This window comes from Aquitalea aquatilis (genome assembly GCF_005155025.1).
In the GTDB taxonomy this organism is placed as follows: Bacteria; Pseudomonadota; Gammaproteobacteria; order Burkholderiales; family Chromobacteriaceae; genus Aquitalea; species Aquitalea aquatilis.
In genome coordinates, this window is record NZ_CP039731.1 from 3,663,077 (window position 1) to 3,688,340 (window position 25,264).

Genomic DNA, 25,264 nt, shown 5'->3' on the forward strand with positions numbered 1-25,264 from the left:
ACGACATGAGCCGCATCACCCTTTCCCGCTTTCTGATCGAACAACAGCGCAAGGCCGGCACCCTGCCGCCCGAACTGCGTTTGCTGATCGAAACCGTTGGCCGCGCCTGCAAGGCCATCAGCTTCTCTGTCAACAAGGGCGCGCTGGCCGGCATTCTGGGTGAGGCCGGCACCGGCAACATCCAGGGCGAAGCACAAAAGAAACTGGATGTGATCGCCAACGACTTCCTGCTGGATGCCAACGAATGGGGCGGCAGCCTGGCCGCTATGGCGTCGGAAGAAATGGAACTGCCCTACCATATCCCGGGCGAATACCCGAAGGGTGAATACCTGCTGATGTTCGATCCGCTGGATGGCTCATCCAATATCGATGTCAACATTTCCGTCGGCACCATTTTCTCCATCCTGCGCTGCCCGGCAGGCATCGACCATCCCACCCCGGAAGCCTTCCTGCAGCCGGGCACCGAACAGGTCGCCGCCGGCTACACCGTATACGGCCCGCAAACCATGCTGGTGCTGACTTTCGGCAGCGGCGTGCACGGTTTTACGCTGGATCGTGAACACGGTTCCTTCGTACTGACCCACTCCGACATGCAAGTACCGGAAAGCACCCAGGAATTTGCCATCAACATGTCCAATATGCGCCACTGGGAAGCCCCGGTTAAGCGTTATGTGGATGAAATGCTGGCCGGCAAGACCGGCCCGCTGGGCAAGGACTACAATATGCGCTGGGTGGCCTCGATGGTGGCTGAAGTGCACCGCATCATCACCCGTGGCGGCATCTTCATGTACCCGAAGGATGCCCGCGATCCGGACAAGGCCGGCAAACTGCGCATCATGTACGAAGGCAATCCGATGGCCTTCATCATCGAGCAGGCTGGCGGCGCCGCCACCAACGGCTATCAGCGCATCATGGAAATCCAGCCCAAGGGCCTGCATGAGCGCGTAGCGGTCTTCCTCGGCTCCAAAGAAGAAGTCGAACGCATCACCGCTTACCATCAGCAGTAACAAACCAGTCAACCCTGCCGCCACGGCAGGGTTTTTTCATTGCCGGCCATGACAGCGCCGCCAAAGCGCCTATATTGGAATGTAGCTACACAGAAAACGGGAAAGCGCATGCTGGCCATCCAACACTTGATCGTCGCCCTGGCAGAAAGCTCGTCGGTTCAGGCACAAATCATCCGCAACGCCCTGTCCGAACTCGGCATTACGCGCATGGAAGTATTCGAAACCGGGGAAGCGCTGCTGGAATACATCGGCAAATACAAGCCGGACGTGGTAATGAGCGCCTTCCACCTACCCGACATGACGGCCGGAGAAATGATTTTCCGCATGCGCGGCCTGACAGAACTGCGCGACCTGCCCTTCATCCTGGTTTCCAGCGAAACCAATCCGGAACTGATCGACCCGATGCGCCAGGCCGGCCTGATGGGCATACTGCCCAAGCCCTTCGACCTGCCCCAGCTGCGCAAGGTCATCAACGACACCCTGGATTTTCTGGCGGCCAACCAGAATGACACCGACAGCGACCTCGACTACGCCGATCTCAACATTCTGGTCGTGGACGACAGCGTGATGGCACGCCGCCACATCCGCACCGTACTGGAACGACTGGGTTTCGAAAAAATCACCGAATCCTGGAGCGGCAAGGACGCGCTGCCCCTGATAGACAGCACCCTGTTCGATCTGGTGCTGACCGACTACAACATGCCGATGATGGATGGCTGCGAGCTGGCCAGCTATATCCGCACCAGCAGCATGCAGAGTTCGGTGCCCATCATCATGATTTCCAGCGAAGAAAACATGGAAAGACTGGCCGCAGCAGAGGCAGCCGGGGTATCCGCCATCATGGGCAAGCCATTTGAAACCTCGGCCGTGCGCCAGGTGCTGCGCACGCAACTGGCGCAACGCTGATCAACGCGGCATTACCCACACCAGGCGCGAGCCGCCTTGCGCATCGTTGACCGCCTGCCGTCGCCAGTAGCCCGGCGTGGCGTAATGCTCGGGCAAGGTTGCCGCGCCGTCCAGCCGGCAATAACTCACCTCCTGATAGCCGGCTTGCAAGAGCTGGCTGCGCCCCTTCTGTCGGCTCTTGGCACAGGCTGGATGCATGGCCAGTGCCACACTGGCTGGCGGAGCCGAGCCTTCCCAGCCCCGCACCAGCGCCAGTCGCGGCTGCGTCATCAAAGCCAGGCCATTCAATACGGCCGATAGCAAGCCACGCCACGGTGCGGCCACCGCTGCCAGCGGCTCCGCCAATTCGCCCGGATAGCTCACCAGCAAGGCCAGGCTATCTTCCACATCAGCCAGCCAGTCGGCACCGGCCAGCGAGAAGTCTGCCCGCAACAACAGCAAGGCCACTTCCTGGCGATCCGGTACCTGCATGACGAATGCACCACCTTCTGCGCCATCAACATGCAGGTAAAATGCCGCCGCCGGCAGTTGCAGCCGGTCGGGTAGATTTCCGGGCACGCGGGTATGCCTCAGCGCCTGCATCAAGCCGTCTTCCAGATGCGCCATGACCTTGCCATGGCGGCAAAACTGCCCATAGGCATCGGCCAGCCGCTGCTCGGCCCCCGTACGCTCGGCGACCGCCGGATAAACCTGGGCGGCACGCGCCAACTCACGCTGCACCAGCTCCAGCACCTGCTGTTGCGCAGCCGCCTGATGCACCGCCTGACCATACAGCTGCCCGACCCGCTTGGCCCATGGCCGTGTGGCCGCATAGCGCTGCACTGCGTAGATCATCCCCATCAACCGCCCCGGACAAGAAAAAAGGGCCGCATTGTAAGCGCAAGTACAGCCCTGCCGCCAGCCCACGCACTCGCCCATGTGTACTGACAGCCTGACCCCAGATTATTAACCAACCCCCTCTCGCTTTCTGGAAAGAAAGCGAGGCGCCCTTCTTCAATTGGCAGGGCAAGGGCGGGGGGATGGGGAATAAATGGGAAGGCTGCGGAATCTATAAATTAGCAGAAAGGCCCGGCTTTGCCGGGTCCAGTGCAATCGCACCGAATAACGTTGTCAGCAGCCTGAGGCCAGACAAGGTGTCTGACCCTTAACAAATATCTGGCTACCCTTAACGATCAGCCGCCTCCGCCCTGCCAACGCCGACGGACGACGGCACGCGGTCCTGGGTAATGCCGGAGTACAGCCACTGCCGGAAGTGATTCAGCGTCATCGGTTTGCCGAAATAAAAGCCCTGCAGGAATTCGAAGCCTTTGACCGACAGGTAGTTTTGCTGCCCCTGGGTTTCCACGCCCTTGACGATCACCTGCACACCCAGTTGATGTGAGGTCTGCAGCAGGCTATCCAGGATATTGGTCTTGAAACTGTCCTTGCCCAGGGCCGACACATAACCCTTCTCCACCTTCAGGTAGTCAAAGCCCCAGCGTCTGAGATAATTGCGGTCGGCGTGGCCGATGCCAAAATCGTCCAGCGCCAGCTTCACGCCCATCTGGCGCAAATCCTGTACCACGCGGTGGGTGACCTGATGCTCGGGCAGCGGAAAGCGCTCGGAAACCTCCAGCACCAGTACAGCTTTTTTCTCGCGCAGCACCGCCAGCAGAATCTTGCAGTCTTCCACCAGGTCCGGCATGCCCAGATGTTCGGCCGCAATATTGATGCCGACAAAGAAACCGGGCGGCAAGGCAACCTGTTTCAACTCCTTGGTCACACGGCGGATCAGGTAGCGGGTTAGCGGCACGATCAGCCCGGCATCTTCGGCTGCGGGGATGAACAGATCAGAGCGGATGGCACCCTGCACCGGATGGCGCCAGCGGGCCAGCACCTCCACCCCGACGCACTCGCCATGCTCTGCCGTCACGATGGGCTGGTAGTGGGTAAAGAATTCCCGGTTGCGGATACCCTGGGCGATTTCCCAGCCAGTAGAGTTGCGCGCCACCTCGCGCCGCAGCAAGGACCACGCAAGCAGCAGCCCCGCCAGCACCGCCAGCAGCAAGGTGTCCGGCCGTCGCAGCAGCGAACCCTCCAGCACGGACAGCCAGGACTCCTGCATCACGATGCTGAACTGGCCGCTGGGTGCAGACATGCGATAGCTCAGGCCCTGGCCGATACTGTCATCCAGCGGCCGCACCTTGCCATCGGCCGCCAGGTATTGCTCGCCAATCACCATGACGGCCTGCATGTCGCCGGGAGCTGCCTGTTGCAAGAGACCGACGAAAGCATCTCCTCCCAGCTCGATCATGCTGACACCATAGCCATGGCGCTGCAGCCGCAAGGAGGCCTTGCCATCGTGACTGCCATTCAGCAACAGCACCCGGCCATCGCTCGGCAACAGTGGAACATCTTGCCGCGACAAATCGGAAGTACATGCCGTGCCATCTGCCCCCACACGCAGGGCGTAGCGGGCATGCGGAGTGGACTGCACCACCGAGGCCAGCATCTGACGCGGCAGATCACATGCAGCACTAACCGGTACGGCGTCGATACGGCCCAGCGCGCCATTGGCCAGGCCAATCTGCTGCTCCAGTTGCTGCGTCAGCAGGGCTACCCGTTCATGCAGTGCGGTGCGGTCTTGCTGCCAGGTCGCCAGCAGCGACAGCAGCCAGCCAGTCAGCAGGCATGACGCAAGCACAGCGGAATAAACAACCGCCGGTTTGGGTGACAATGCGTAACGCGACCATAGCGTCCTGACTTTTTTAAGCATCCACTTGTTCCAGTCACCATGCCCATGGCTGGTTGATCACGGCAGGTCGCCGGTTAACAGCGCCTGGCCTGGTTATTGTCATCATAGCTCTTATTATCCCCAACCCAAGCGGGACAAGGCTTGCAAGGATATCCTTTCGGATAAGGCAGGAAAAGCATAGTTTTGCTTACAACAGCTTGCTTAAGTCCTGTCATCCTGCACCGGCGTCCGCGGCAAGCTGCCCGACAATACACATCAGACAGACCGCAGCCTGCCAGCTGCGCGACAAAAACACCATCACGGCGCATCCCCGACGACCTGGTAGTTGGCACCCCTGAGCAATGCGCGCCAAGCAATAGCACGTCGCCCAGTATAACTGTGAAATATGACGAGTATTCTCGACTGAGCACTTACAACTGCAGCGCAGCGCTACGACGACACCGCTCTGCCCCAGGGCCACAGCAACAAAAATGCCGGCAGTCGAGGACTGCCGGCATAGCCGAATCATTTCCAGCGAGGCAGCTGCTGCCTCATGCCACCGTCACGGCTCAGCCGAAATGACACACGTAGTGCAGGGTTTCCAGCACTTCAATCTGGAAGGAGCTGTCACCTGGCACATTAAAGCTCTGGCCACCCTGATAGCTTACCGCTTCGTTGCTGCCGGCCAGCGTGATGCGGCACTGCCCTTCCAGCAACTCCATGATTTCCGGCGCACCGGTATTGAACAGCAGCTTGGACGGCAGAATCACGCCTACCGACTTGCGGGTGCCATCGGCCAGGGTGATGCTGTGGCTGACACATTTGCCGTCAAAATAAACATTGGCACGCTTGGCCACGCTGACATTATCGAACTGTTCCATGGGTATCCTTTGCTCGTGTTTTTGTTATCAACGATAAAATGATCGGCTAGCATACCCGAATCCGCCCTGACGGCAAGATGCATGAATGCGTCGCTACCAACCGCAACAACACCGTGCCGCATGACATACTGAGCGCCAGTCCAACCCATACTCAGGAGCCAGGAACCATGGCCATCCTCTCGCGCAGCTGCCTGCTGCTTGCTGCCTGTCTGCTGTCCGCCTGCACCACCATGGCCGACAGACTGCAGGGCAGCATCACCCCTCCCCCCGGCTATGGCTATGCCATCGTATCGCTCACCGCCCGCGCATTTGACCAGGACTCGGCCAATACCGGCATGCACATCGTCGACAGCCAGGGCCAGACCGTGGCCAATGGCCGCGCCAGCATGAATACCGATACCGTCTTCGGCGAGGAAGGCATGAGCCCGGTCGACGGTCGTCTGCAATTGTTTGCCTTGCCGCCGGGGCATTATCAGGTGGCCGACGCCTGGGGCAACTGGATAGAAGAATCCGGCTGGAGCAGCCAGTGGCACTCGGTCAGCATGCCGATTCATGCCGGCTTCGACATCAGTGCCGGCAGCAGTGTCTATCTGGGAGAGGTGTTTCTGGACTTGTCACTGCGGCCAGAAATGAAGCTGAGCAATCAGCAGAAACGTGATTTCGGCCACATGCACCGGGTATGGAAAGTACAAGACCTGAGCCGCGTGGAGATCAAGCCCTTGCAACTGCCTGCCGCCGCCAACACAGGCACGAGCGCACCCTGAAATACCAGATCAGCCCAGTCGCGAAGTCCACAAGCGGGTCAGATAGGCCGGCTTGACGGCGGCACTGGCGGCAGCCACTGCCTCGAGTACGCGATAGCCAGACTGGCGAGTATCGCGCAGCAGCACATCCGCATAGGGCGGGCCGTCCAGCTTGCGCAAAGCTGCCACCCGCGGCTGGTTGGCTTTGTCACCACTATGCGTCACCACGGCAATTTCATTGCTGGCCAGCCGCACGAATGTGCCTGGCGGGTAAATACCCATTTCCTTGATCAACAAGGTCACCAGCGACGGCGCAAATTGCCCCAGCTCGCCGCGAAACAGGCTGGCCATCACCAGTGATGGCAACACCGCATCCTGTTGCAAGTGCTCACACAGATTATCGACCAGCGCCAGCAAACGGGCATCCGGATGAATCTCCTCCCCACGCAAGCCCGCAGGGTAACCCTGGCCATCGTCCTGTTCGTGATGGGTCTGCACCAGCAAATGCCAGTGCTCATCCACCACGCCCGCCTCGCGCAGAATGGCCGACCCCATTACCGGGTGGGCATAGATCTCCTCCTGCTGGCTCAGCGTCAGGGCCTGCCGCTGCACCCCCAACTGGTTTAATAGCTGGCTAATGGCCACATTCATCGACAAACCAGCGCACACCAGGCTATGCAGCCGGGCTGGTTCCAGCCCCAGCCGCCGCCCCAGGAGTGCCAGCAGCGTAGCCACCTTCAGGCTATGCGAGCGGACAGGCACCAGAAACAGCGAGGCCAACATGCCATCGCGAAAACGCTGCGTGAGTAACAACAGCTCTTCGGCCATTTCTTCCAGCCGACCGGCCAGCCCCGGCACCGCTAGGCCATGCAAGAGCAAGGCTTCCAGCCGCCCCGCCATGAAGCCGACTTCCACCAGCGGATTTTTGGGGGTCATGCTAACGGCTTCACGTTCGCGCTGCGCCGCCCGGTCCAGCCGCTCCCGCTCCAGCCTGACCGCCACTTCCTCTACGTCCCCGTGTGCCACATCCATCAGCCGCTCGCGCTGTTCGGGTGTCAGCACATAGTGGCCTTTTTTCAGCAGCAGAAAGCCGTTTTTGGCGTATACATCTACGGTAAGCTGCTCTCCCACGCGCAGAAAACTGCCGGGAAGCTTTATCTTGGATGGCGGCTGGGACATGAGGAAAATTGGGTAACCGAATCTAGACTGCAGTTTAGTCAAACAACGCCCTTAACGCCGACAAACCACGACGCAGGCGGACGCTGGAGCGGCATTGTCGCCAAGCCCGCAGCAAACCACAAGTCCTGACTGCAGTAGTCGACAGGACTCACCGGAGCATGCCCGCATGGATACTTTCAACCCGCCGCGCCGCGCTTTCATTCAGGGCGCGCTGGCCGCCGGTTTTGCACTGGCCGTACAGCCGGTGAGGGCCGGCAGCATCGCCACCGACAGCCGGGCGCTGGATAGCGGCCTCGCCGGCATTCCGCTGGACGATGGCATTCTCCCCGTTTATTTCGCTCGCCCCGCCGCCAGCAGCAGCCTGCCGGTTGTGCTGGTGGTGCAGGAAATTTTCGGCGTGCACGAGCACATTCGCGATATCTGTCGCCGCCTGGCCAAGCTGGGCTATCTGGCAGTGGCGCCCGAGCTGTATTTTCGCCAGGGCAATCCGGCGGCAAGCCCGGACATTGCCAGCATCATCAAGGACATCGTCAGCAAGGTGCCCGACGCACAGGTGATGCAGGATCTTGACGCCACACTGGGCTGGGCCGTCGCGCATGGCGGTGATGCCAGCCGCGTCGCCATCACCGGTTTTTGCTGGGGTGGGCGCATCAGTTGGCTATATGCCAGCCACAATCCGCACGTGAAAGCCGGCATCGCCTGGTATGGCAAACTGGAAGGCACACATGATGCACTGACGCCAGCCCAGCCGACCGACCTGGCGGCCCGCCTGACCGTGCCGGTTCTGGGCCTGTACGGAGGGCAAGACAACAGCATCCCGCAAGACAGCGTTGAGCGCATGCGGCAAGCCTTGCAGCAAGGGCAAAGTGGCTCGCAAATTGTGGTGTATCCAACAGCCGGCCATGCTTTCAACGCCGATTACCGCTCTTCCTACCAGGCGGCCGCAGCACAAGATGGCTGGCAGCGACTGCAAGCCTGGCTGGACAGCCATGGCATGCAGGCCAGCAAGCCGGCCGGTACCGACTAGGCGGGAGACTGCTCCAGCATGCGGCGAATCACCTGATTGAACGGGTCAAGCCAGGCCCGTTCAAACTGGTCATCCGCCGCATTCAGCTCCGCCGCAGCCCGCAACATGGAGCGGCGTTGCCCACGATGAGCATGCTTGAGCATCACCGCCTCAAACGCGTCCACCAAGGCCAGAATGCGCGCGCCCTGGCTGATTTCACCACTGGCCAAGCCATAAGGATAACCTTCACCATCCGGCGTTTCGTGGTGTTGCAGCACCATCAGCGCCGCCTCTTCCCAACCCGGCATGCGCCCCAGCAAGCCGGCCACCCAGGCCGGGTGCAAGGCCATCAGCCGGCGCTCGTTGTCATTGATCTGCCCCAGTTTCAGCCATACAGCCTCCGGCAAGAACATCATGCCGACATCGTGCATGTATACCGCAGCCTCCAGCTGCTCGGCATCCACCCAGCCACCGGCCTGACGATTCAACTCCAGCGCCAGCTTGAGATTGCGCTCACTGCGGCCGAGAAACTCCGGCATGCGCTGTTCCAGCTGCAGCGCCAGGGTGCGAAACAGCAACATGTCCTGCTGGCGCGACTGTAAAACCGACCTCGCGCCCTCGGCCACCGCCGGCGCTTCACTCTTGCCCTGTACGCCCACCATGGCAGCCACCAGCCGCGAACAAGTCGCCAGCACCGAGGGCAGTGGCAGGCTTTCCAGCGAACACAGGGCCTCCAGCAAGGTATGCATCTGCCCCTCATCCACCGGACGCGCACTGGCGATCTGCGCCATGACCAGCTCGATGCGATCCAGCACCAGCAGCAGCACGTCGCCCATCACCTCCTGATACAGCAGCTCGCCACTGCGCAGCCGGGCCAGCAAGCCCTCCAGCGCATGAGCAAACGGCACCACGAACATCACCCGGCACAGCCCGGCATCGCCCTTGATGGTATGTATCAAACGGAAGAGATCGCCCACCAGCTCGGGCGAGGACGGATTCTGCCCCAGCTGAGAAGCCAGTTTCTCGATTTGCGGTGCATAGTCGGACAGCACGTCGCGGAAGTCCTGAAAGCCTTCCGCGTCTTCCCGCACAAACTGCAGTTGCACTTCATCGCTCATGACATGCTCACATGGTGGCCTGATGTGATTGCACTATAAATCATCAAACAGCGTCCAGCGGGCACAATCCATCTGCGCAAGCCCAAACCACAGGCGTATGATGAGCGCCCCCTGCTCATCCTTTGCCGGAGTCGCCACCGTGAACCCCTCTTTTGCCGTATTGCAAAAACAGATCGATTTCATTCTGGAAGTCGACAAGCTCAAATCCGTGTTGCGCAAAACCAAACCTCTGGGGCTGGAACGTTATGAAAATTCGGCTGAGCACAGCTGGCAGGCCGCGCTGCTGGCGCTGAGCATGGCGCAGCACGCGCCGGTGCCGCTGGATGTCGACAAAGTGATTCGCATGCTGCTGATTCACGACCTGGGCGAAATCGACACGGGCGATGTCATCGTCTATGCCGAGACCGACAGCGCGGCGCGCGAAGCAGAAGAACTGGCCGCCATCCGCCGCATCTGCGGCCTGCTGCCGCAAGATCAGGCCAACGGACTGGTAGCGCTGTGGCAGGAATTTGAAGCCCGCCAGACTGCCGAGGCCCGCTTTGCCCGCGCCATGGACCGGCTGATGCCCATTCTGCTCAACCTGAGTCGCCAGGGCCAAAGCTGGCGTGAAAACGGCATCAGCAAACAGCAGGTGCTCGCCATGGCCGTCAGCAAGGTAAGCGATGGTTGCCCGCTGGCCGGCGAGTGGCTGCTACAGGCACTGGACGCTGCGGAACAGCAGGGTTTCTTCGCCTCCGCTGACACAGCCCGTGGATAGAAACCACAATCAATACAATGTTTTTCGCCGGGTATCATTACAAACAGGTCGCATTGGCCGCAGAAAATACTTGCCAACATTCGCAACAATGGGCAGTATGCCTGCCTGCAGGATGCTCAAGTTGTGGATGTGTAGTTGTCGTAGTGGCATTTAGTCCGTACCTCAGTCGCCATTTCCCTTGAACTTCATGCGTTTTATCAACTTGCTCGTTTTGAGGATAAACAAAATGGCAACCGGTACCGTTAAGTGGTTCAACGACTCCAAAGGTTTTGGCTTCATCACTCCGGATGAAGGTGGCGATGACGTATTCGCTCACTTCTCCCAAATCAATGCTAAAGGCTTCCGCACCCTGGCTGAAAACCAGCGCGTAAGCTTCGACATCGTTGATGGCCCGAAGGGCAAACAGGCCTCCAACATCCAGCCGCTGTAATCTTCTTAAAGATTACTCGCTGATGAAAACCCGGACTCGTCCGGGTTTTTTTGTTTTAGCGCGCCAGACATCGCGTGCACCGCCTCGCGGCATGCCTTAACATTCACTCCTATCCCGTCATTCCAGAGTCAGTCTCCATGCAAACGCCTACCCACGACGAAGCCATCGCCAGCACGCGCGAATGGCTGGAAAAAGCCGTCATCGGCCTCAACCTCTGCCCTTTTGCCAAATCGGTCTACGTCAAGAACCAGGTCCGCTTCGTGGTCAGCGATGCCACCGAACCGGCCCAGCTGGCCGAAGAATTGGCCAAGGAGCTGCGTCTGCTGGCTGACAGCAGCCCGGATGAAATCGACACCACGCTGCTGATTCATCCTTATGTGCTGCAGCGTTTTCTGGATTTCAACGAATTCCAGGACATCGCGGATGCCATCGTCGAAGAACTGGAACTGGACGGCGTACTGCAGGTGGCCAGCTTCCACCCCAAATTCCAGTTTGGCGGCACCGGCATCAATGATATTGGCAACTACACCAACCGCTCGCCCTGGCCCACCCAGCACCTGATCCGCGAAGCCAGCATCGATCGCGCTGTCGAGGCATTCCCCGAAGCAGAGGCCATTTTCGAGCGCAATATCGAAACCGTCACCAAGCTCGGCATCGAAGGCTGGCAAGCCCTGTTCGCACCCAAGCACTGACAGGCCAGGCAGCCGGGCCTTATTGCTCATCTGCCAGTCACAGGGTACAACAACACATCCCCCCTCCACCGAGGTCACTATGAAGATGTTGCGTTGTGCCCTGTCGCTGCTCGCCTGCCTGCTGCTAACACACTGTGGCAGCACCCCGGTACGCAAACCGGTACAGGGCGACAGCTTCAGCTCGGCCGAGCTGGGGCAAAGCGCCGCCAACCGCATTGCCAATCTGGCCATGCGCGACAATCTGGCCAGCCTGCACACCTTGCTGGACAAGCTCTATCGCCGTAATCCATCCCAGTGGCAGAAAAGTGGTGCCGCCAGCAGGGACGCCGCCATCGCTCAGGTCATGACAGCCATCCGCAACAACAGCAAGCTGCCGGCACTGGGACAGGTTCGCTCGACCGCAGCACTGACTACCGCCTTCGACCCGCAATTCAGTGGCGATCGCGCCGGTACGCTGATTTTTGGCCTGGGCAGCATGCTGATTGACGTCTACGGCGGCCGCACCGAACTCTATCTGGTGCACGGCCTGGACGCGCAACAACTGGCCAACGCCGCCTACAATGTCGAAGTCGCTTCCTGGCTGCTGGGTCGCCGCCAGAATGCCGACGGCAGCCCCTTGCTGCTGGCCAATGAGATAAACAGCCAGCAACGCAACCTCTCGTTTGAGCGCGAGATGGCCAAGATCATGGCGCGGCTGGAATTACTGGCCGAACTGTCCGATGAAAAACTGCGGCGCAGCGCCATCGATTTTGGTCAGTCCCTGGTAGCCGGCCCCTTCCTGCAGTTCCTGCCGGTATCCGCAGTCAGCAGCGCCATTCCCACCGCCACGCCCTGAAGTCTTGACGCCGCCACAATAAAAAACCCGCCGGACAAAGCCGGCGGGCGTGGTTCCGCAGCGGTTGAGATCAGTGCTGATCCGGGTGCTTGCCCACCTTGTCGCGATAAAAAGCCTGAATGCGCGGTATGTCAGCTGCGATGTCCCCGCTGGGGTAAAACACCGGCCCGAAGCCGCACTCCTTGCGCTCATAATCCATATAAGCCAGCACAATCGGCACCTGCGCACCGCAGGCAATGTGATAGAAGCCGGTTTTCCATTCTTTCACCCGCTGGCGGGTACCTTCCGGCGGAATGGCCACCACCAGCTGCTCCGACTGCTGGTATACCGTCACCATCTGCTGTACCAGCGAGTTATTGCGGCTACGCATGACCGGAATACCACCCAACCAGCGCATGACCGGCCCCAGTGGCCCCCAGAACAAGGTGTGCTTGCCCATCCAGTACAGCTTGGCGCGCAAGGCGAAACAAACCCCCAGCGTCAGCGGGAAATCCCAGTTGCTGGTATGCGGTGCCGCAATCAATACGTATTTGGGCAGATCGGGAAAGTTGCCCTCAATGCGCCAGCCACGCAAGCGCAGCAGCAAAATGGACAGAGCGCGCATGAAACTGCGCAAGAGCGGAGTATCGAAAATGGTGTAGTGCATGGAGTCCGGCATAAGGGCAGGACCCGCGCTACGGATGGCGGACAGCCCTCCGGTCAGAGGCCTGCCTTGACGATGGAAAACGCGGACTGTACCGGATATGGCCACGCGGGTAAATCAGAATCACGCTGTTTGCCGGCCTGCAGGCCGCCAATAGCGGCAGGCTAGGCGCGTTGCAATATTTCTTTCAGGTCTTTTTGCACATCCCAGAAGGTGACATCGGCATCGTATACGCCCAGACAGGTGGGCTTGGCCAGATAGCGCTGGGCATTGCGGCTATCCATGGAGCAGAACAGCAGACGCTCCTTTTCCCAGATCACGATGCATTGACCCTTCTTGGACAGGCGGTCGATCAGGGTGCTGATCTGCTCGCTAATAACCCGGGCCGAGAGGTTTGCGCCATATTTGCCGGCTTTGGAAAATTCATTATTCATCACTTCGGACAATCTTCTCTGGGTTGGTCAATGACTCACCCGTCGTATTATCCGCAGCCGTAAAACAATACCTATCAGACGTTTCGGAAAGATAGCCAGCGCCTTTCAATCAAGGCGCATGGCAGGATCAACACACCACCAGACCACGTGCAGCAAACTGTTCGCGTGCGGCAGCGACCAGGGCCGCCGTCGGCACCGGGGTATCCGCCAAAGGATAATCCAGCCCCAGCTGCGCCCATTTATCAGCGCCCATCTGGTGAAATGGCAGCACCTCCACCCGCTGCACCATGCCACCCAAGCTGGCCGCATAGTCAGCCAGCCGGGCGATATCGTCCAGATCATCGGTCAGACCGGGCACCAGCACGTAACGCAGCCATATCGGCTTGCCAAGGCGCTTCAGCCGCTGGGCAAAATCCAGCGTCGGCTGCAGCGGCTGGCCGGTAATCAGCTGGTAGCGCTGCGGATCGCTGTGCTTGATATCCAGCAGCACCAGATCCACATCCGCCAACCAGTCGTCACTGACACTTTCATGCAGGAAGCCCTGGGTATCCAGCGCAGTATGCAGGCCAAAGCGCTGTTTGATGGCATGGAACAGCGCGCCAACAAACTCCGGCTGCATCAAGGGCTCTCCACCAGAGATGGTGACGCCGCCGGCAAACTTGAGAAAGCCAGCATAGGGAGCCAACTCGGCCAGCGCCTCATCCAGTGTCAGCTGCCGACCGGCATGCAGCTTCCAGGTGTCGGGGTTATGGCAATACTGACAGCGGAACTGGCAGCCGGACATGAAGAAGACAAAACGCATGCCAGGGCCATCCACGCCGGCACCGCTCTCGGTCGAGTGCACATAACCGGAAAGCTGGCCCTGACTGAATGGAGCCGTAACACTGTGCTGCTGAGACATGATTCATTCCTGACATGAAAAACCCGCCCGGCGACCGTGGTCGGCGAGCGGGCTGACAGCGCGATTACAGGCTGGCGTGGAAGGTGCGATTAATCACATCCAGTTGCTGCTCGCGGGTGAGCTTGACGAAGTTGACTGCGTAACCAGACACACGAATCGTCAGCTGCGGATACAGCTCGGGGTGCTCCATGGCATCCAGCAATGTCTCGCGACGGAAGACATTGACATTGACATGAAAACCACCAGCAGCAGCAAAGCCATCCAGGCAATGCGACAGATTGGCGATGCGATCTTGCGCGGTGTGCCCCAGCGCATCCGGAGTAGCCGATGCCGTCCAACTGATGCCATCGAGCGCTGCGGAGTAAGGCAGCTTGGCCACCGAGGCACCGGCAGCCACGAAACCATGCACATCGCGGCCATTCATCGGATTGGCACCCGGCGCAAACGGCTCACCGGCGCGGCGACCGCACGGGGTATTGCCGGTTTTCTTGCCGTACACCACATTGGAGGTGATGGTCAGCACCGACTGGGTCGGCGTGGCATTCCGGTAGAAACACGGCTGAGCCTTGATCTTGTTCATGAAGGTTTCGGTCAGCCACACTGCCATGCTGTCGACGCGATCATCGTTGTTGCCATAGGCCGGGTAGTCGCCCTCGATGCGATAATCCACCGCCAGGCCGGCTTCGTTGCGGATGACGTGGACACGGGCATGCTTGATGGCGGACATCGAATCCGCCGCCACCGACAGGCCGGCAATGCCGCAGGCCATGGTGCGCAGGATGTCGCGGTCATGCAGCGCCATTTCGATACGCTCGTAAGCGTACTTGTCATGCATGTAGTGAATGCAGTTGAGCGCCTTGACATAGGTCGAGGCCAGCCAGTCCATCATCTTGTCGAACTTGGCCATGACTTCGTCAAAATCCAGCACATCGGCCGTGATGGGCTCAAAGCCGGAGGCCACTACCGCCCCGCTCTTTTCGTCCACGCCACCATTGATGGCATACAGCATGGCCTTGGCCAGATTGGCGCGCGCACCAAAGAACTGCATCTGCTTGCCGATGCGCATGGCCGATACGCAGCAGGCGATACCGTAATCATCGCCCCACAGTGGGCGCATATTGTCATCGTTTTCGTACTGGATCGAGCTGGTATCGATGGAAACCTGAGCACAGAAATCCTTGAAGCCCTGTGGCAGGCTGGTCGACCACAGCACGGTCAGGTTCGGCTCTGGTGCCGGCCCCAGGTTGTACAGGGTATTGAGGAAGCGGAAGCTGTTTTTCGACACCAGGGTACGGCCATCTTCGCCCATGCCGCCGATGGACTCGGTCACCCAGGTCGGATCGCCGGAGAATAGCTGGTCGTATTCCGGGGTGCGCAGGAAGCGCACGATGCGCAACTTGATCACCAGATCATCAATCAGCTCTTGCGCCTGCTCCTCGCTCAGCACACCAGCGGCCAGGTCACGCTCGATATAGATGTCGAGGAAGGTGGCGATACGGCCCAGCGACATGGCCGCGCCATTTTGCTCTTTCACTGCAGCCAGGTAGGCAAAGTAGGTCCACTGCACCGCCTCGCGGGCATTGACCGCCGGACGGCTGATATCATAGCCATACTTGGCCGCCATCTGGCGCAACTCGTCCAGCGCACGGAACTGTTCGGACAACTCTTCACGCTGGCGCAGCACGTCTTCGGTGAACACGGCATCGTCCAGCTCGTGGAACAGCTGCTGGCGCTCCTTGCGCAGAAAATCAGTGCCATACAGCGCTACACGGCGATAGTCACCGATGATGCGGCCGCGGCCATAGGCATCCGGCAGACCGGTAATGATGCCGGACTTGCGTGCCGCCAGAATATCGGGGGTATAGGTGTCGAACACACCCTGATTATGGCTCTTGCGGTATTTGCCCCAGATTTCCTTGATTACCGGGTCCAGCTCGAAGCCATAAGCCGCCAATCCGCTTTCCACCATGCGCAAGCCACCATTGGGCATGATGGCGCGCTTCAGCGGTGCGTCGGTTTGCAGGCCGACAATCAGTTCCAGCGACTGGTCGATATAACCGGCGTCATGCGCGGTGATGGAGGTAGCACGATCAGCCGATACATCCAGCACACCCTTTTCCCGCTCCTGACGCAGCAGCTCACCCAGCACATCCCACAGCTTGCGGGTGCGTTCGCTGGCACCCGCCAGGAAAGTGGCATCGCCGGTAAAGGGCCGATAATTCAGCTGAATGAACAGACGTACATCGACATGGTTTTGCCAGTTGCCGGCAGCAAAGCCCCGCCACGGGTCCGCCTGTACGGCATTGTGAGCAATCGCTTCCATGACTACCTCCTGAATTGAAGTCCGAAACTTGTCCCTACAGAAACAATACTACATTCACTATCGAAAACGGCTTATTGATGTAAATCAAACTCCGCCATGGCAGATCAGCGAAGCCGGACATTCTACCAGCAAGCGTCATCTACCATCTGGCAACACCACACCCGGCACAGCAATTTTATTTATATTTTTCAACAAGATAAAAAACAAACTCAGTCAACATTCAAGCATTACTGCAGCATGCATCGCAGCAACCGCACCCGTTTATAGCACAAAATATCGTGATAATTACCAGTATCCAACAGGAAGGCACTCATGATTACAAATCAGAAAATGTTCGTTTTCAAACATTGAATTTCACATATCAATCTCAACCACCAAGGCGACCGCCTGCATTGCGTAGTTTTACTACCAAACTCATCAACAAAACCCGACCCGACAACACTTATCCATCCAGCGTCACAACAGACAACCTCCCCTATCCCATGCCAGCAAGGAAAAGCCCACGGCGGGAACCAAGCAGCAGCACAATGCTCTGTAAATGAGTACAGTATCAGGAATAACCATGAACAAATTTCACCTTGCCACCCTGCTCGCCAGCCTGTTCGCGATCAGCGCCTGCACCCAGCAGCAAAACGATGCCGCGCAGCAAGCCGCTTCCGCCGCCATCAGTACCGCCCATGCCAAGCTGGACGAAGCCAGCGCACCGCTGGCAGCACTGCGCCAACAAGCGAGTGCCGCTGCTGGTGAGGCCAAGCAACAGGCCGCCCAGCTGGTGGCCGACAATCCGGCCTTGGGCCTTGCGGTATCTGCCGTGCAACAAGGGATGGGGAAATCGGCCAATGCCGTGCAATGGCCGCAACTGGAAGCAAAAGTGGGCAGTTATCCGGCGGACATCGGCCTGTATCAAAAAGGCGCGGTAGCCGAAGCACTCCGCCGGCTACTGGGTGAGAAGATGCCGGTATTCCTGCAGAACATGCAGGTCAGCAGCCCGCTAGGCAAGGACCAGCTATTGTTTGTCAGCGGTAACAAACCGCATCAGGGGGGAGAGGACATGGCCTATCTGCTGCTTGACCCCGCCAGCAAACAGCTGGAAGTGGGTCTGATCGAACAGGGCAAACTCAGCGTTTACCGCAGTGGCCCACCGCTATACCGTCCGGCAGAAATCAACACCATGCTGGGCAATCTGGCCGGCCAGCGCTAAGTGCCGTGGCCGCTCAGGCGGCCAGCCCGCGCGGCCACAAGCGGCCGGTTTTCTGCATGTACAGGCGATAGGCATTGCCCGCACGCTGCAGCATTTCCCCCTCCTCACGCCGCACGCTGCCCCGATAGCTCAGCAGCAAGGCCAGCATGCCGCTGGCAGCCACCCCGTCCTGCAACAGCAACCACTGAGCCAGCGCAGCCAGCCACAGCGCGGCATACAGCGGATGGCGGATGCGTTGATAAACACCCCCCTGACACTGCGCGGCTCCAGCCGGTTGCAGCAACAGATCGTGCTGGCTGCGCCAGAACAACCAGCAGGCGTAAGCCAGCAACAAACTGCCGGCGGGTGCCGCCAGCGGCGGCAGTTCCAGCGGCCACCAGCGTTGCCAGCCGGTGCCGGCGGCCAGCAAGGGCACAAACAGCATGCCAGCCAGCACTGGCCAGCGCAAAATGCACTGCCCCACCACCATGCAGGTGCGCTGCTGTAATAATGGACGGTAGGCCAGCCGCGTCAGCAGCATGATGACTACTCCGGCAAGCTGAATGATGGACCACAGCATGACACGCCTCCTTACCGTCAGTTAATAACAATGATTATCATTTACAAATACAATCACGGCAAGCCCTATCTCGCCATTGCACACCCCGTCGCGCAGCCAGACATGTCAGAATCGGCAAACAGGCAGCGGCCATGACATCCAGACAATGCGCAGCGCCTGTAATCAGACATGCCCCGGCACCAGTGAAAGGTCATACCATGCCCAAGCTCCGCCTCGCCAGCCTGAGCGCCCTGCTACTGCTTTATCTGTCAGCACAGGCCAGCGCCCAGTGTGCCCGACCACCTGCCGCCGGCATGCAAGCCCTGCCCGGCCTGTGCGCAGAAGTGATTGCCCGTGGCCTGAAAATGCCGCGCGGCCTGACCATCTTGCCCAATGGCAACTTGCTGGTAACGGAGATGGTGCGCTGGGATGCCGCGCAAGGCCGGGTGCTGCAACTTGCCGCCAGCGCAAACGGCTGGCAGCAAAGCGTAGTGGCCAAGGGCTTTGACCGCCCGCACGGGGTAGTACAGGGGCCGGATGGCAAGATCTATGTCGGCGAAGTGGGCCGCATCGTCCGCTTCACAGTCGAGCGGCCGGATGAGCGCGAAACCGTTGCCACCCTGCCACTGCGCCAGCGCCACCCGCTCACCACCTTTGCCCTGGCCGGCAATGGCGATCTGTACGTCAATATTGGTAGTTCATCGGACAATTGCGAAAGCGCCAGCCCGGCCGAACAGGCGGCGCAGCGCTGCCCGGAAAGTGAGCAGGACCAAGCCGGCGTCGTCTGGCGTTATCACCTGGACAAAGACGGCAAGGTCAGCGATCTGGGCGTCTTTGCCAGAGGCCTGCGCAACAGCATGGCCTTGGGTGTGCATCCGGCCAGTGGCATTGTCTTGCAAGCTGAAAACAGCCGCGACGCCATTCAGCTGAAACTACAACTGCCCAATGACAACGAATTGCCACACGACGAGCTGAATCTGCTGCAGGCCGGCAAGCACTATGGCTGGCCCTTCTGCTACGACAAGCAGGTGGCCGCGCCGGAGTTTCCCAGCTACAACTGCCGCACTACGCAGCCACCCTATTTGTTGCTGCCCGCCCATGCCGCGCCACTGGGGCTGACATGGTGGCTATCGCCGCAGGCCCCGCCGCGTTTTGCCGGCTGGCTGATTGTCGGCTTTCATGGCTACCGCCAGCACGGCCACCGGTTGATGGCTTATCCGGTAGACAAGCAAGGCCTGCCCAAGGGCAAGCCACTGGAGCTGATCAGCAACTGGAAGGACAGCAAAGGCCCGGGCGGGCCGGTCGAAATGCGTGCCGGGGACGATGGAGCGCTCTATCTGACCGATGACCGGCACGGCCAGGTCATCCGCCTGTATGCCGCTCAGTAAACAAGCAGCGCATGAAATTGCCGGGCCAGCGGCTTCCCGCACCGCACCAAAGCCCCTATCATCAATCCATCACGTTTTTGCAGGCCGGCCATGACCCAGACTCAGCAGCAGCAATGGACAGCCTTGCTGTCCACCCAGCGTTTCAAGGTAGTACAGGGTGAAATCAGGCCAACCCACACCCCCGCCACCGACGAAGGCAGCGCCGGCCTGCGCAGCGATTTTCACATCGACCACGACCGGGTGGTATTTTCCAGCGCCTTTCGCCGGCTGGGCCGCAAAACCCAGGTCCACCCGCTGGCACAGAACGACCACACCCATAACCGCCTGACCCACAGCGTGGAAGTGGCCAGCGTGGGACGCAGCCTGGGCAACCGCGTGGGGGTGATGATGCAGCATGCCGGCGTGATGCCTGCCGGTTATGGTCCATTCGACATTGGCGCGGTGGTGCAAGTAGCCTGCCTCGCGCACGATATCGGCAACCCGCCCTTCGGCCATACCGGCGAAGACGCACTGCGCGACTGGTTCCGCGACAGTCGCAATGCCCACTTCCTGCAGACGCTGGATGCCGCCCAGCAGCGCGATGTGCAGACCTACGAAGGCAATGCCCACGGCCTGCGCATGCTGGCTACGCTGGAAATGTACAGCCACGAGGGCGGCATGCGGCTGACTGCGGCCGCACTGGGTGCCCTGATCAAGTATCCGTGGACAGCGGATGCCCCCAAGGCACTGGCGCGTGACAAGTTCAACATCTACCGCACCGAACTGCCCTACTTCGAGCGCATCGCCGAAGAACTACGCCTGCCGCGCAAGGGCCCGCTGGAATGGGGCCGCCATCCGCTGTCCTACCTGATGGAGGCGGCCGACGACATCTGCTATGCCATTCTCGATCTGGAAGACGCCGTGGAAATCGGCATTCTGGACGTACACGAATTCGAGCGCCTGTTTGCCCGCTTCACCGAATACGAGCGGGTATGGGACATCCACGACGTCAAGCAGAAATGCGCCACCCTGCGCGGCATCGCCATCGGGCGCTGCGTGGCGGAAGTGGCCCAAAAATTCATGCTGCATCACAACTCGCTGCTGGCTGGTGAATTCCCCGCCAAAGACCTGATCAACCTGACCGACTCCGAGGTGCAGGAAGCGCTGATCCAGGCCAAGGAGCTGGCCAGCAACAAGGTCTACCGCCACCGCACCAAGCTGGTGACCGAGCTGGCCTCCTACCCCTGCATGGCCACCATACTGGATGTGCTGGTCCCCGCCGTGCATGCCTACATCAACAAGGGGGCCGAGCAGCTCTCGCCGCGCCAGCACCTGGCGATGGGCTTGCTGGAACAGCACATCAAGCCGGATGACAACCTGTACCAGGCCTATATGAAGGTACTGGACTTCGTCGGCGGCATGACGGACAACTACGCCGCCAATCTGGCGCGGGAAATCTCCGGCGTCGGCATCCTGTGACACACCACAATCCGCCAGCGAGCCCACCCATGCCCCTGACCCGCTTCTGCCTGATTCGCCACGGCGAAACCGACTGGAACCGCGAACGCCGCCTGCAAGGCCACCTCGACATTCCGCTCAACCAGCAAGGCATGGCCCAGGCCGAAAAGCTGGCTGCCGCCTTGCAGCATCAGCAACTGCAGTTTGCCGCCCTGCATGTCAGCGAGCTGACCCGCGCCCGCCAGACCGCCGCCGCCATCAGCCGGCAACTGGCGCTGCCGCCGCACACCCATGCTGCCCTCAAGGAGCGGCATTACGGCGCATTCCAGGGCCGTACCTTCGATGAAGCGCGCGAACATATCCCGCACGTTTACCGGCTGCATCAGGAGCGTGACCTGCATTTCGACCTGCAAGGCGGTGAAAGCCTGCACACCTTCCAGCAGCGCATCATGCAGTGCATGCAGCAGTTGGCAGAGCAATATGTAGGGCAACAGATCCTGGTGGTCAGCCATGGCGGCGTGCTGGAAATGGTTTACCGCACCGCCAGCGGCAAAGGCCTGAGTGGCGCGCGCGACTTCCCCATTCCCAATGCCGCGCTGAACTGGGTCAGCTACCAGGACGGCAACTGGCACATTGAAAAATGGGCTGATCAGGCACATCTGGATAACAGCCTGGATGAAGTCTGAAGCAGACCAGCGACAGATTCGCCAGCACGCCACGACAGACTGACGCCACCCCGCCAAAGGAAATACCATGAGCACGCCCAAACAGCACAACGACGCCGAGTGGCGCGCCCGCCTCAGCCCCGAGCAATACCGCGTCGCCCGCCAGGGCGGGACCGAACGCCCTTTCAGCGGTGAACACTACCAGCGCACCGAGCACGGCGACTATCACTGCATCTGCTGTGGCAGTCTGTTATTCCACTCAGACAGTAAATTTGACGCTGGCTGCGGCTGGCCCAGCTTCTGGGAAGAAGCCGCTGGCGACCGCATTACCCGTTTGCGCGATACCTCGCACGGCATGATTCGCGTGGAAGTACGCTGCGCGCAGTGCGATGCACATCTGGGCCATGTATTCCCCGACGGCCCGGAACCCACCGGCGAACGCTACTGCATCAATTCGGTATGCCTGAGCTTTACCCCCAAGCCATGAATGCAGGAACTGGGCTGCCGGGCTTGGCACATCAACGCCAGGCGGTAGCCCATGCCACGGGCTAGTCTCAGACCAGCCGTTCGTGAAAGTCCGCCTCGCCCTGCCGCCAATAGGCGGCCACTCGTACACCTTCGCGTGGCAGGGCTTTTTCTTCCAGCAGAATGTTTCTCACCTGACGCATCAGCCCACCCTCGCCGGCGCACCAGGCAAAGCCATTGCCAGCAGGCGCTTGCCAGTGGCGCAGGGCGGCCAGCAAAGCAGCTGGGTCTGTCACTTGCTGCAGCTGCCATTCTTGCTGGCGCGGCACGGACCAAGCTGCCAGCCCGGACGGGCGCAGCAGCAAGACATCGGCACGGGCGGATGCCGGCAGCTCGGACAAGCGGCGGCGAATGGCCGGCAAGGCGGAATCGTCGCCCAGCAGCAGGTGCCAGTCTTGCTGCTGGGGAATGATCATCGAGCCCTTGGGGCCAGCGATCATGGCACTCATGCCCACGACAGCCTGTGCCGCCCAAGTGGCGGCTGCACCATCGCCATGCAGGGCGAACTCCAGCACCAGTACACCCTGCGCCGCATCCCAGTGGCTGGGGGTGTAATCGCGCAGTATGGTTTCGCCCTGCGCATTGCTGAAGATGAACTTGATGTGGTCATCAAAAGACTGGGACTGGAAACCGGCCAGGTCCTCCCCGCTAAAGCGGATACGGGCAAAGCCGTCGCCAGGGCGCTCGACCTTGCTCACCGTTACCTTGCGCTTGATCAGTTCATATCTGACCCGTTCAATGCGGTGTTGCGGCAAAATGCTAGACATAGTCACTCCAATTAATTGACAATATCACCTAATATGCAAAATAAAGTTGACCTTGTCAACCAAGTTGACGACACCGCCGAGCAGATTTTCGAATCCATTCACACGCTGATGCATCAATATCGCGCGCTCCAGTTTGCTGCCATTCGTGCAGACGAGCTGGGCCTGACGCATATGGAAGGCAAGGTGCTGGGTTATTTCTCCCGTCATCCGGGAGCCAGCCAGAGTGACCTGGCCCTGCACTCGGGCCGTGACAAGGCGCAGCTCACCCGGCTGATTGCCCGCCTGAAGGAAGCCGGACTACTGCAAGCCCATGCCGACGAGCGCGACCGCCGCACGGTACGCCTGACGCTGACGGCAGACGGCCAGGCACTGCACAGCACCTTGCGCCAGCAGGGTCGCCAACTGGCAGCCAAGGCCATGGACGGCATCAGTCCACAGCAACGCAGCGAGCTGTTGCAGTTATTGCAACAGGTCAAAAGCAATCTCGACCAGCCCGACTAGCCACTCCCCCTCTGCGACGGTGGCCAAGCGGCTGCCGATAGCCCCGCCAGACAAGGCCTGGCGGTGGCCGGCTGGCTGTCCAGCCCTCTTCCCCGACCCATTCGCCTATTTGATGATTTTTGTTTTAAATAAATCAACTATTGCCAGTATTGATTTTCAAGCGCGCCACTTCTACACTGCAAGCACAATTACTTACAAATGAATGGCTTTATTTTAAATCACATTTTGCGATTCAAAATAGGCCACCCCGGATGAGTGCAGGAGGTGTGTGATGAAGAAAATTATTGGCGTGATGATTGCCCTGGCCTGCCTGCAAGCAAATGTTGCCAGTGCCGACAACGGCGGCCGTATCGATTTTTCCGGGCAGATCACCAAGAGCACCTGCGCCATTCCTGCTGCCACCCTCATGGCTTATGCCAGCCAGCCACGCCTGTATCAGGCAGCTCGCCAGCAAGCTTCCGGCCCGTCCTGCTCCGGCATGGACAACACCCAGTCGCTGACCCTGAGCAAAGTGCAAGGCACGGCAACGGGTAGTGGCATCGTCAATATCGTCTACAACTGAAACCGCCCTGCCCGGCGGCGGTCCGCCAGAATGCAAAAAACCAGCAGCCTGATTTCAGCTGCTGGTTTTTTCATATTGCACGGCCCGGCAAGAGCGCCGGCCTGCGCGCTATTGATACAACATGGTGACGCTGACAATGGACTGTACTGTCCCGGGCACCATGGTTGCCGTCCGGTAGTACTCAACATAAACCGGCAGTTGCGCCATCTGCGATTGCACATTCACCACCCGGGTATTGTTGGTGGAGTTGGCACCGATATTCAGCCCATCACCAGCCGATGCCATATTGACCGCCACCCCTTTCGCCGTACCGTTATTGGCAAACTCGGTGCCAATATTGCTGTCGGGCGTACCGGAAAAATTGAAGGTGGCAGTACGCACGCCAGTCGAACAATTACTGGCGGTAATGGTGAAATAGGTCCGGCCAAAGGTGCTGCCCACGCCGGGGAAGTTGAAGGTCGAGGCATTGGGCAGGGTGATGCTGCGGTTGACATCAGCAGCGCTCAGCGCGCAGGTCCCACCCGGAGTAAAGGTGACACTGCCGTTCAGCAACTGATTAAAATTAATCGGCACATTATTCAGACCGCCCTTGCCATCCAGCTGGAATACCGGGTAGCTATTGATGTTGACCACACCGCTGCTGGGTGAATTGGACGACTTCAATATCACGATGGAGTACTGCAGATTGCTGGTGACCTGCCCGCCACTGGGTATGTAAATACCGGTATTGATGGCGCCACTGGTCTGGGTATAGGTGACGCCATTGAAAATGATGCCGATCTGCACGCCTGCCGCCAGCGTCTGGTTTGTCGGGTTGACCCAGAAATAGACGTTCTCTCCCACACTCTGCGAGCAGTACACCGAGATGCTTTGCAGCGGAGACTGCCAGATGACCGTTCCGGTGGCTGCAGTCGAGGAGATATACACATTATTCGGCAGCGTCAATGTGCTGCTCAGCGGCCCACCGGACTGGTTCAACCAGCAACCCAGCGCGTGGCTGGCATTGGGCAGCAATAACAGCAGCAAACCCAGAGCCGCGAATGTCTGTTGCAGGTACTTGCGCATATTCATAACCATTTCAGTAAAGGACGGATCGCCGTATGCCATGCCTC

Annotated in this window: 27 protein-coding genes; 15 read left to right on the forward strand and 12 right to left on the reverse strand. The window is 59.8% G+C overall.

Features of this window, described 5'->3' with window-relative positions; all coding sequences use genetic code 11:
• Window positions 1-5 precede the first annotated feature (5 nt).
• Both FAZ30_RS17105 and FAZ30_RS17110 read left to right on the forward strand, forming a co-directional pair.
• Window positions 6-1,007 (forward strand): class 1 fructose-bisphosphatase, encoded by a 1,002-nt coding sequence (locus FAZ30_RS17105; protein WP_103523166.1) that lies wholly within the window; start codon window positions 6-8, stop codon window positions 1,005-1,007.
• Window positions 1,008-1,115: 108 nt separating this feature from the next.
• On the forward strand, window positions 1,116-1,913 hold the full coding sequence (locus FAZ30_RS17110) for a response regulator (RefSeq protein ID WP_124643949.1): 798 nt from the start codon (window positions 1,116-1,118) through the stop codon (window positions 1,911-1,913).
• On the opposite strand, the gene FAZ30_RS17115 is transcribed toward FAZ30_RS17110, so the two are convergent.
• The 3 genes from FAZ30_RS17115 to ppnP form a co-directional block, all read right to left on the reverse strand.
• On the reverse strand, window positions 1,914-2,753 hold the full coding sequence (locus FAZ30_RS17115; RefSeq protein ID WP_124643948.1) for a hypothetical protein: 840 nt from the start codon (window positions 2,751-2,753) through the stop codon (window positions 1,914-1,916).
• A gap of 325 nt (window positions 2,754-3,078) precedes the next feature.
• Entirely contained in the window at window positions 3,079-4,668 is a 1,590-nt protein-coding gene (locus tag FAZ30_RS20835) for an EAL domain-containing protein (protein WP_233578460.1), read from the reverse strand.
• 527 nt (window positions 4,669-5,195) lie between these two features.
• A complete protein-coding gene (gene ppnP / locus FAZ30_RS17125; protein WP_124643947.1) occupies window positions 5,196-5,507 on the reverse strand; it encodes a pyrimidine/purine nucleoside phosphorylase in 312 nt (103 codons plus the stop codon).
• A 167-nt stretch (window positions 5,508-5,674) separates the two neighbouring features.
• Between ppnP and FAZ30_RS17130 the strand changes: the two genes are divergently transcribed.
• Window positions 5,675-6,271 carry a hypothetical protein gene (locus FAZ30_RS17130; RefSeq protein ID WP_124643946.1) on the forward strand — a complete coding sequence of 199 codons (597 nt, stop codon included), beginning with the start codon at window positions 5,675-5,677 and terminating at the stop codon, window positions 6,269-6,271.
• A 9-nt stretch (window positions 6,272-6,280) separates the two neighbouring features.
• Here FAZ30_RS17130 and FAZ30_RS17135 read toward each other — a convergent pair whose 3' ends face one another.
• Window positions 6,281-7,429: an HD-GYP domain-containing protein gene (locus tag FAZ30_RS17135; protein ID WP_137009917.1), complete on the reverse strand. Its 1,149-nt coding sequence runs from the start codon at window positions 7,427-7,429 to the stop codon at window positions 6,281-6,283.
• A gap of 166 nt (window positions 7,430-7,595) precedes the next feature.
• On the opposite strand from FAZ30_RS17135, the gene FAZ30_RS17140 reads away from it, so the two are divergent.
• On the forward strand, window positions 7,596-8,456 hold the full coding sequence (locus FAZ30_RS17140) for a dienelactone hydrolase family protein (protein WP_124643944.1): 861 nt from the start codon (window positions 7,596-7,598) through the stop codon (window positions 8,454-8,456).
• On the opposite strand, the gene FAZ30_RS17145 is transcribed toward FAZ30_RS17140, so the two are convergent.
• On the reverse strand, window positions 8,453-9,553 hold the full coding sequence (locus FAZ30_RS17145; RefSeq protein WP_124643943.1) for an HD domain-containing phosphohydrolase: 1,101 nt from the start codon (window positions 9,551-9,553) through the stop codon (window positions 8,453-8,455). The two genes, FAZ30_RS17140 and FAZ30_RS17145, sit on opposite strands and share 4 nt — an antisense overlap.
• Window positions 9,554-9,692: 139 nt before the next feature.
• Between FAZ30_RS17145 and FAZ30_RS17150 the strand changes: the two genes are divergently transcribed.
• From FAZ30_RS17150 to FAZ30_RS17165, 4 genes are all read left to right on the forward strand, one after another.
• Entirely contained in the window at window positions 9,693-10,310 is a 618-nt protein-coding gene (locus tag FAZ30_RS17150) for an HD domain-containing protein (RefSeq protein ID WP_233578458.1), read from the forward strand.
• Between the two features lie 226 nt (window positions 10,311-10,536).
• A complete protein-coding gene (locus FAZ30_RS17155) occupies window positions 10,537-10,740 on the forward strand; it encodes a cold-shock protein (protein ID WP_045845074.1) in 204 nt (67 codons plus the stop codon).
• A 137-nt stretch (window positions 10,741-10,877) separates the two neighbouring features.
• Window positions 10,878-11,432, forward strand: coding sequence for a DUF1415 domain-containing protein (locus FAZ30_RS17160; protein WP_124643942.1), 555 nt, complete (start codon window positions 10,878-10,880; stop codon window positions 11,430-11,432).
• A gap of 79 nt (window positions 11,433-11,511) precedes the next feature.
• Window positions 11,512-12,267 carry a hypothetical protein gene (locus FAZ30_RS17165; protein ID WP_124643941.1) on the forward strand — a complete coding sequence of 252 codons (756 nt, stop codon included), beginning with the start codon at window positions 11,512-11,514 and terminating at the stop codon, window positions 12,265-12,267.
• Window positions 12,268-12,337: 70 nt separating this feature from the next.
• On the opposite strand, the gene FAZ30_RS17170 is transcribed toward FAZ30_RS17165, so the two are convergent.
• The 4 genes from FAZ30_RS17170 to pflB all read right to left on the reverse strand — a co-directional run bounded on the left by FAZ30_RS17170 (window position 12,338) and on the right by pflB (window position 16,568).
• Window positions 12,338-12,913, reverse strand: coding sequence for a lysophospholipid acyltransferase family protein (locus FAZ30_RS17170; RefSeq protein WP_124643940.1), 576 nt, complete (start codon window positions 12,911-12,913; stop codon window positions 12,338-12,340).
• A gap of 161 nt (window positions 12,914-13,074) precedes the next feature.
• A complete protein-coding gene (locus tag FAZ30_RS17175) occupies window positions 13,075-13,344 on the reverse strand; it encodes a hypothetical protein (RefSeq protein WP_124643939.1) in 270 nt (89 codons plus the stop codon).
• 127 nt (window positions 13,345-13,471) lie between these two features.
• A complete protein-coding gene (gene pflA / locus FAZ30_RS17180; protein WP_124643938.1) occupies window positions 13,472-14,245 on the reverse strand; it encodes a pyruvate formate-lyase-activating protein in 774 nt (257 codons plus the stop codon).
• A gap of 64 nt (window positions 14,246-14,309) precedes the next feature.
• Window positions 14,310-16,568 carry a formate C-acetyltransferase gene (gene pflB, locus FAZ30_RS17185; protein WP_124643937.1) on the reverse strand — a complete coding sequence of 753 codons (2,259 nt, stop codon included), beginning with the start codon at window positions 16,566-16,568 and terminating at the stop codon, window positions 14,310-14,312.
• Between the two features lie 562 nt (window positions 16,569-17,130).
• On the opposite strand from pflB, the gene FAZ30_RS17190 reads away from it, so the two are divergent.
• On the forward strand, window positions 17,131-17,769 hold the full coding sequence (locus tag FAZ30_RS17190) for a hypothetical protein (protein WP_124643936.1): 639 nt from the start codon (window positions 17,131-17,133) through the stop codon (window positions 17,767-17,769).
• Window positions 17,770-17,782: 13 nt separating this feature from the next.
• Here the strand turns inward: FAZ30_RS17190 and FAZ30_RS17195 are convergent, their stop codons facing one another.
• Window positions 17,783-18,328, reverse strand: coding sequence for a hypothetical protein (locus FAZ30_RS17195; protein WP_124643935.1), 546 nt, complete (start codon window positions 18,326-18,328; stop codon window positions 17,783-17,785).
• Between the two features lie 197 nt (window positions 18,329-18,525).
• Here FAZ30_RS17195 and FAZ30_RS17200 point away from each other — a divergent pair, with 197 nt between their 5' ends.
• The 4 genes from FAZ30_RS17200 (at window position 18,526) to msrB (ending at window position 22,284) form a co-directional block, all read left to right on the forward strand.
• Window positions 18,526-19,695, forward strand: a complete 1,170-nt coding sequence (locus tag FAZ30_RS17200) for a PQQ-dependent sugar dehydrogenase (protein WP_158613590.1) — start codon at window positions 18,526-18,528, stop codon at window positions 19,693-19,695.
• Window positions 19,696-19,785: 90 nt separating this feature from the next.
• Window positions 19,786-21,153, forward strand: coding sequence for a deoxyguanosinetriphosphate triphosphohydrolase (locus tag FAZ30_RS17205; RefSeq protein ID WP_124643933.1), 1,368 nt, complete (start codon window positions 19,786-19,788; stop codon window positions 21,151-21,153).
• A 29-nt stretch (window positions 21,154-21,182) separates the two neighbouring features.
• Window positions 21,183-21,818, forward strand: a complete 636-nt coding sequence (locus tag FAZ30_RS17210) for a histidine phosphatase family protein (RefSeq protein ID WP_124643932.1) — start codon at window positions 21,183-21,185, stop codon at window positions 21,816-21,818.
• 67 nt (window positions 21,819-21,885) lie between these two features.
• Window positions 21,886-22,284: a peptide-methionine (R)-S-oxide reductase MsrB gene (gene msrB / locus FAZ30_RS17215; protein WP_124643931.1), complete on the forward strand. Its 399-nt coding sequence runs from the start codon at window positions 21,886-21,888 to the stop codon at window positions 22,282-22,284.
• Between the two features lie 67 nt (window positions 22,285-22,351).
• Here msrB and FAZ30_RS17220 read toward each other — a convergent pair whose 3' ends face one another.
• A complete protein-coding gene (locus FAZ30_RS17220) occupies window positions 22,352-23,089 on the reverse strand; it encodes a siderophore-interacting protein (RefSeq protein ID WP_124643930.1) in 738 nt (245 codons plus the stop codon).
• Between the two features lie 33 nt (window positions 23,090-23,122).
• Here FAZ30_RS17220 and FAZ30_RS17225 point away from each other — a divergent pair, with 33 nt between their 5' ends.
• Window positions 23,123-23,590 carry a MarR family winged helix-turn-helix transcriptional regulator gene (locus FAZ30_RS17225; protein ID WP_124643929.1) on the forward strand — a complete coding sequence of 156 codons (468 nt, stop codon included), beginning with the start codon at window positions 23,123-23,125 and terminating at the stop codon, window positions 23,588-23,590.
• Window positions 23,591-23,861: 271 nt separating this feature from the next.
• Window positions 23,862-24,152 carry a hypothetical protein gene (locus FAZ30_RS17230; RefSeq protein WP_124643928.1) on the forward strand — a complete coding sequence of 97 codons (291 nt, stop codon included), beginning with the start codon at window positions 23,862-23,864 and terminating at the stop codon, window positions 24,150-24,152.
• Between the two features lie 108 nt (window positions 24,153-24,260).
• Here FAZ30_RS17230 and FAZ30_RS17235 read toward each other — a convergent pair whose 3' ends face one another.
• Window positions 24,261-25,223 carry a fimbrial protein gene (locus tag FAZ30_RS17235; protein WP_124643927.1) on the reverse strand — a complete coding sequence of 321 codons (963 nt, stop codon included), beginning with the start codon at window positions 25,221-25,223 and terminating at the stop codon, window positions 24,261-24,263.
• Between the last annotated feature and the right edge of the window lie 41 nt (window positions 25,224-25,264).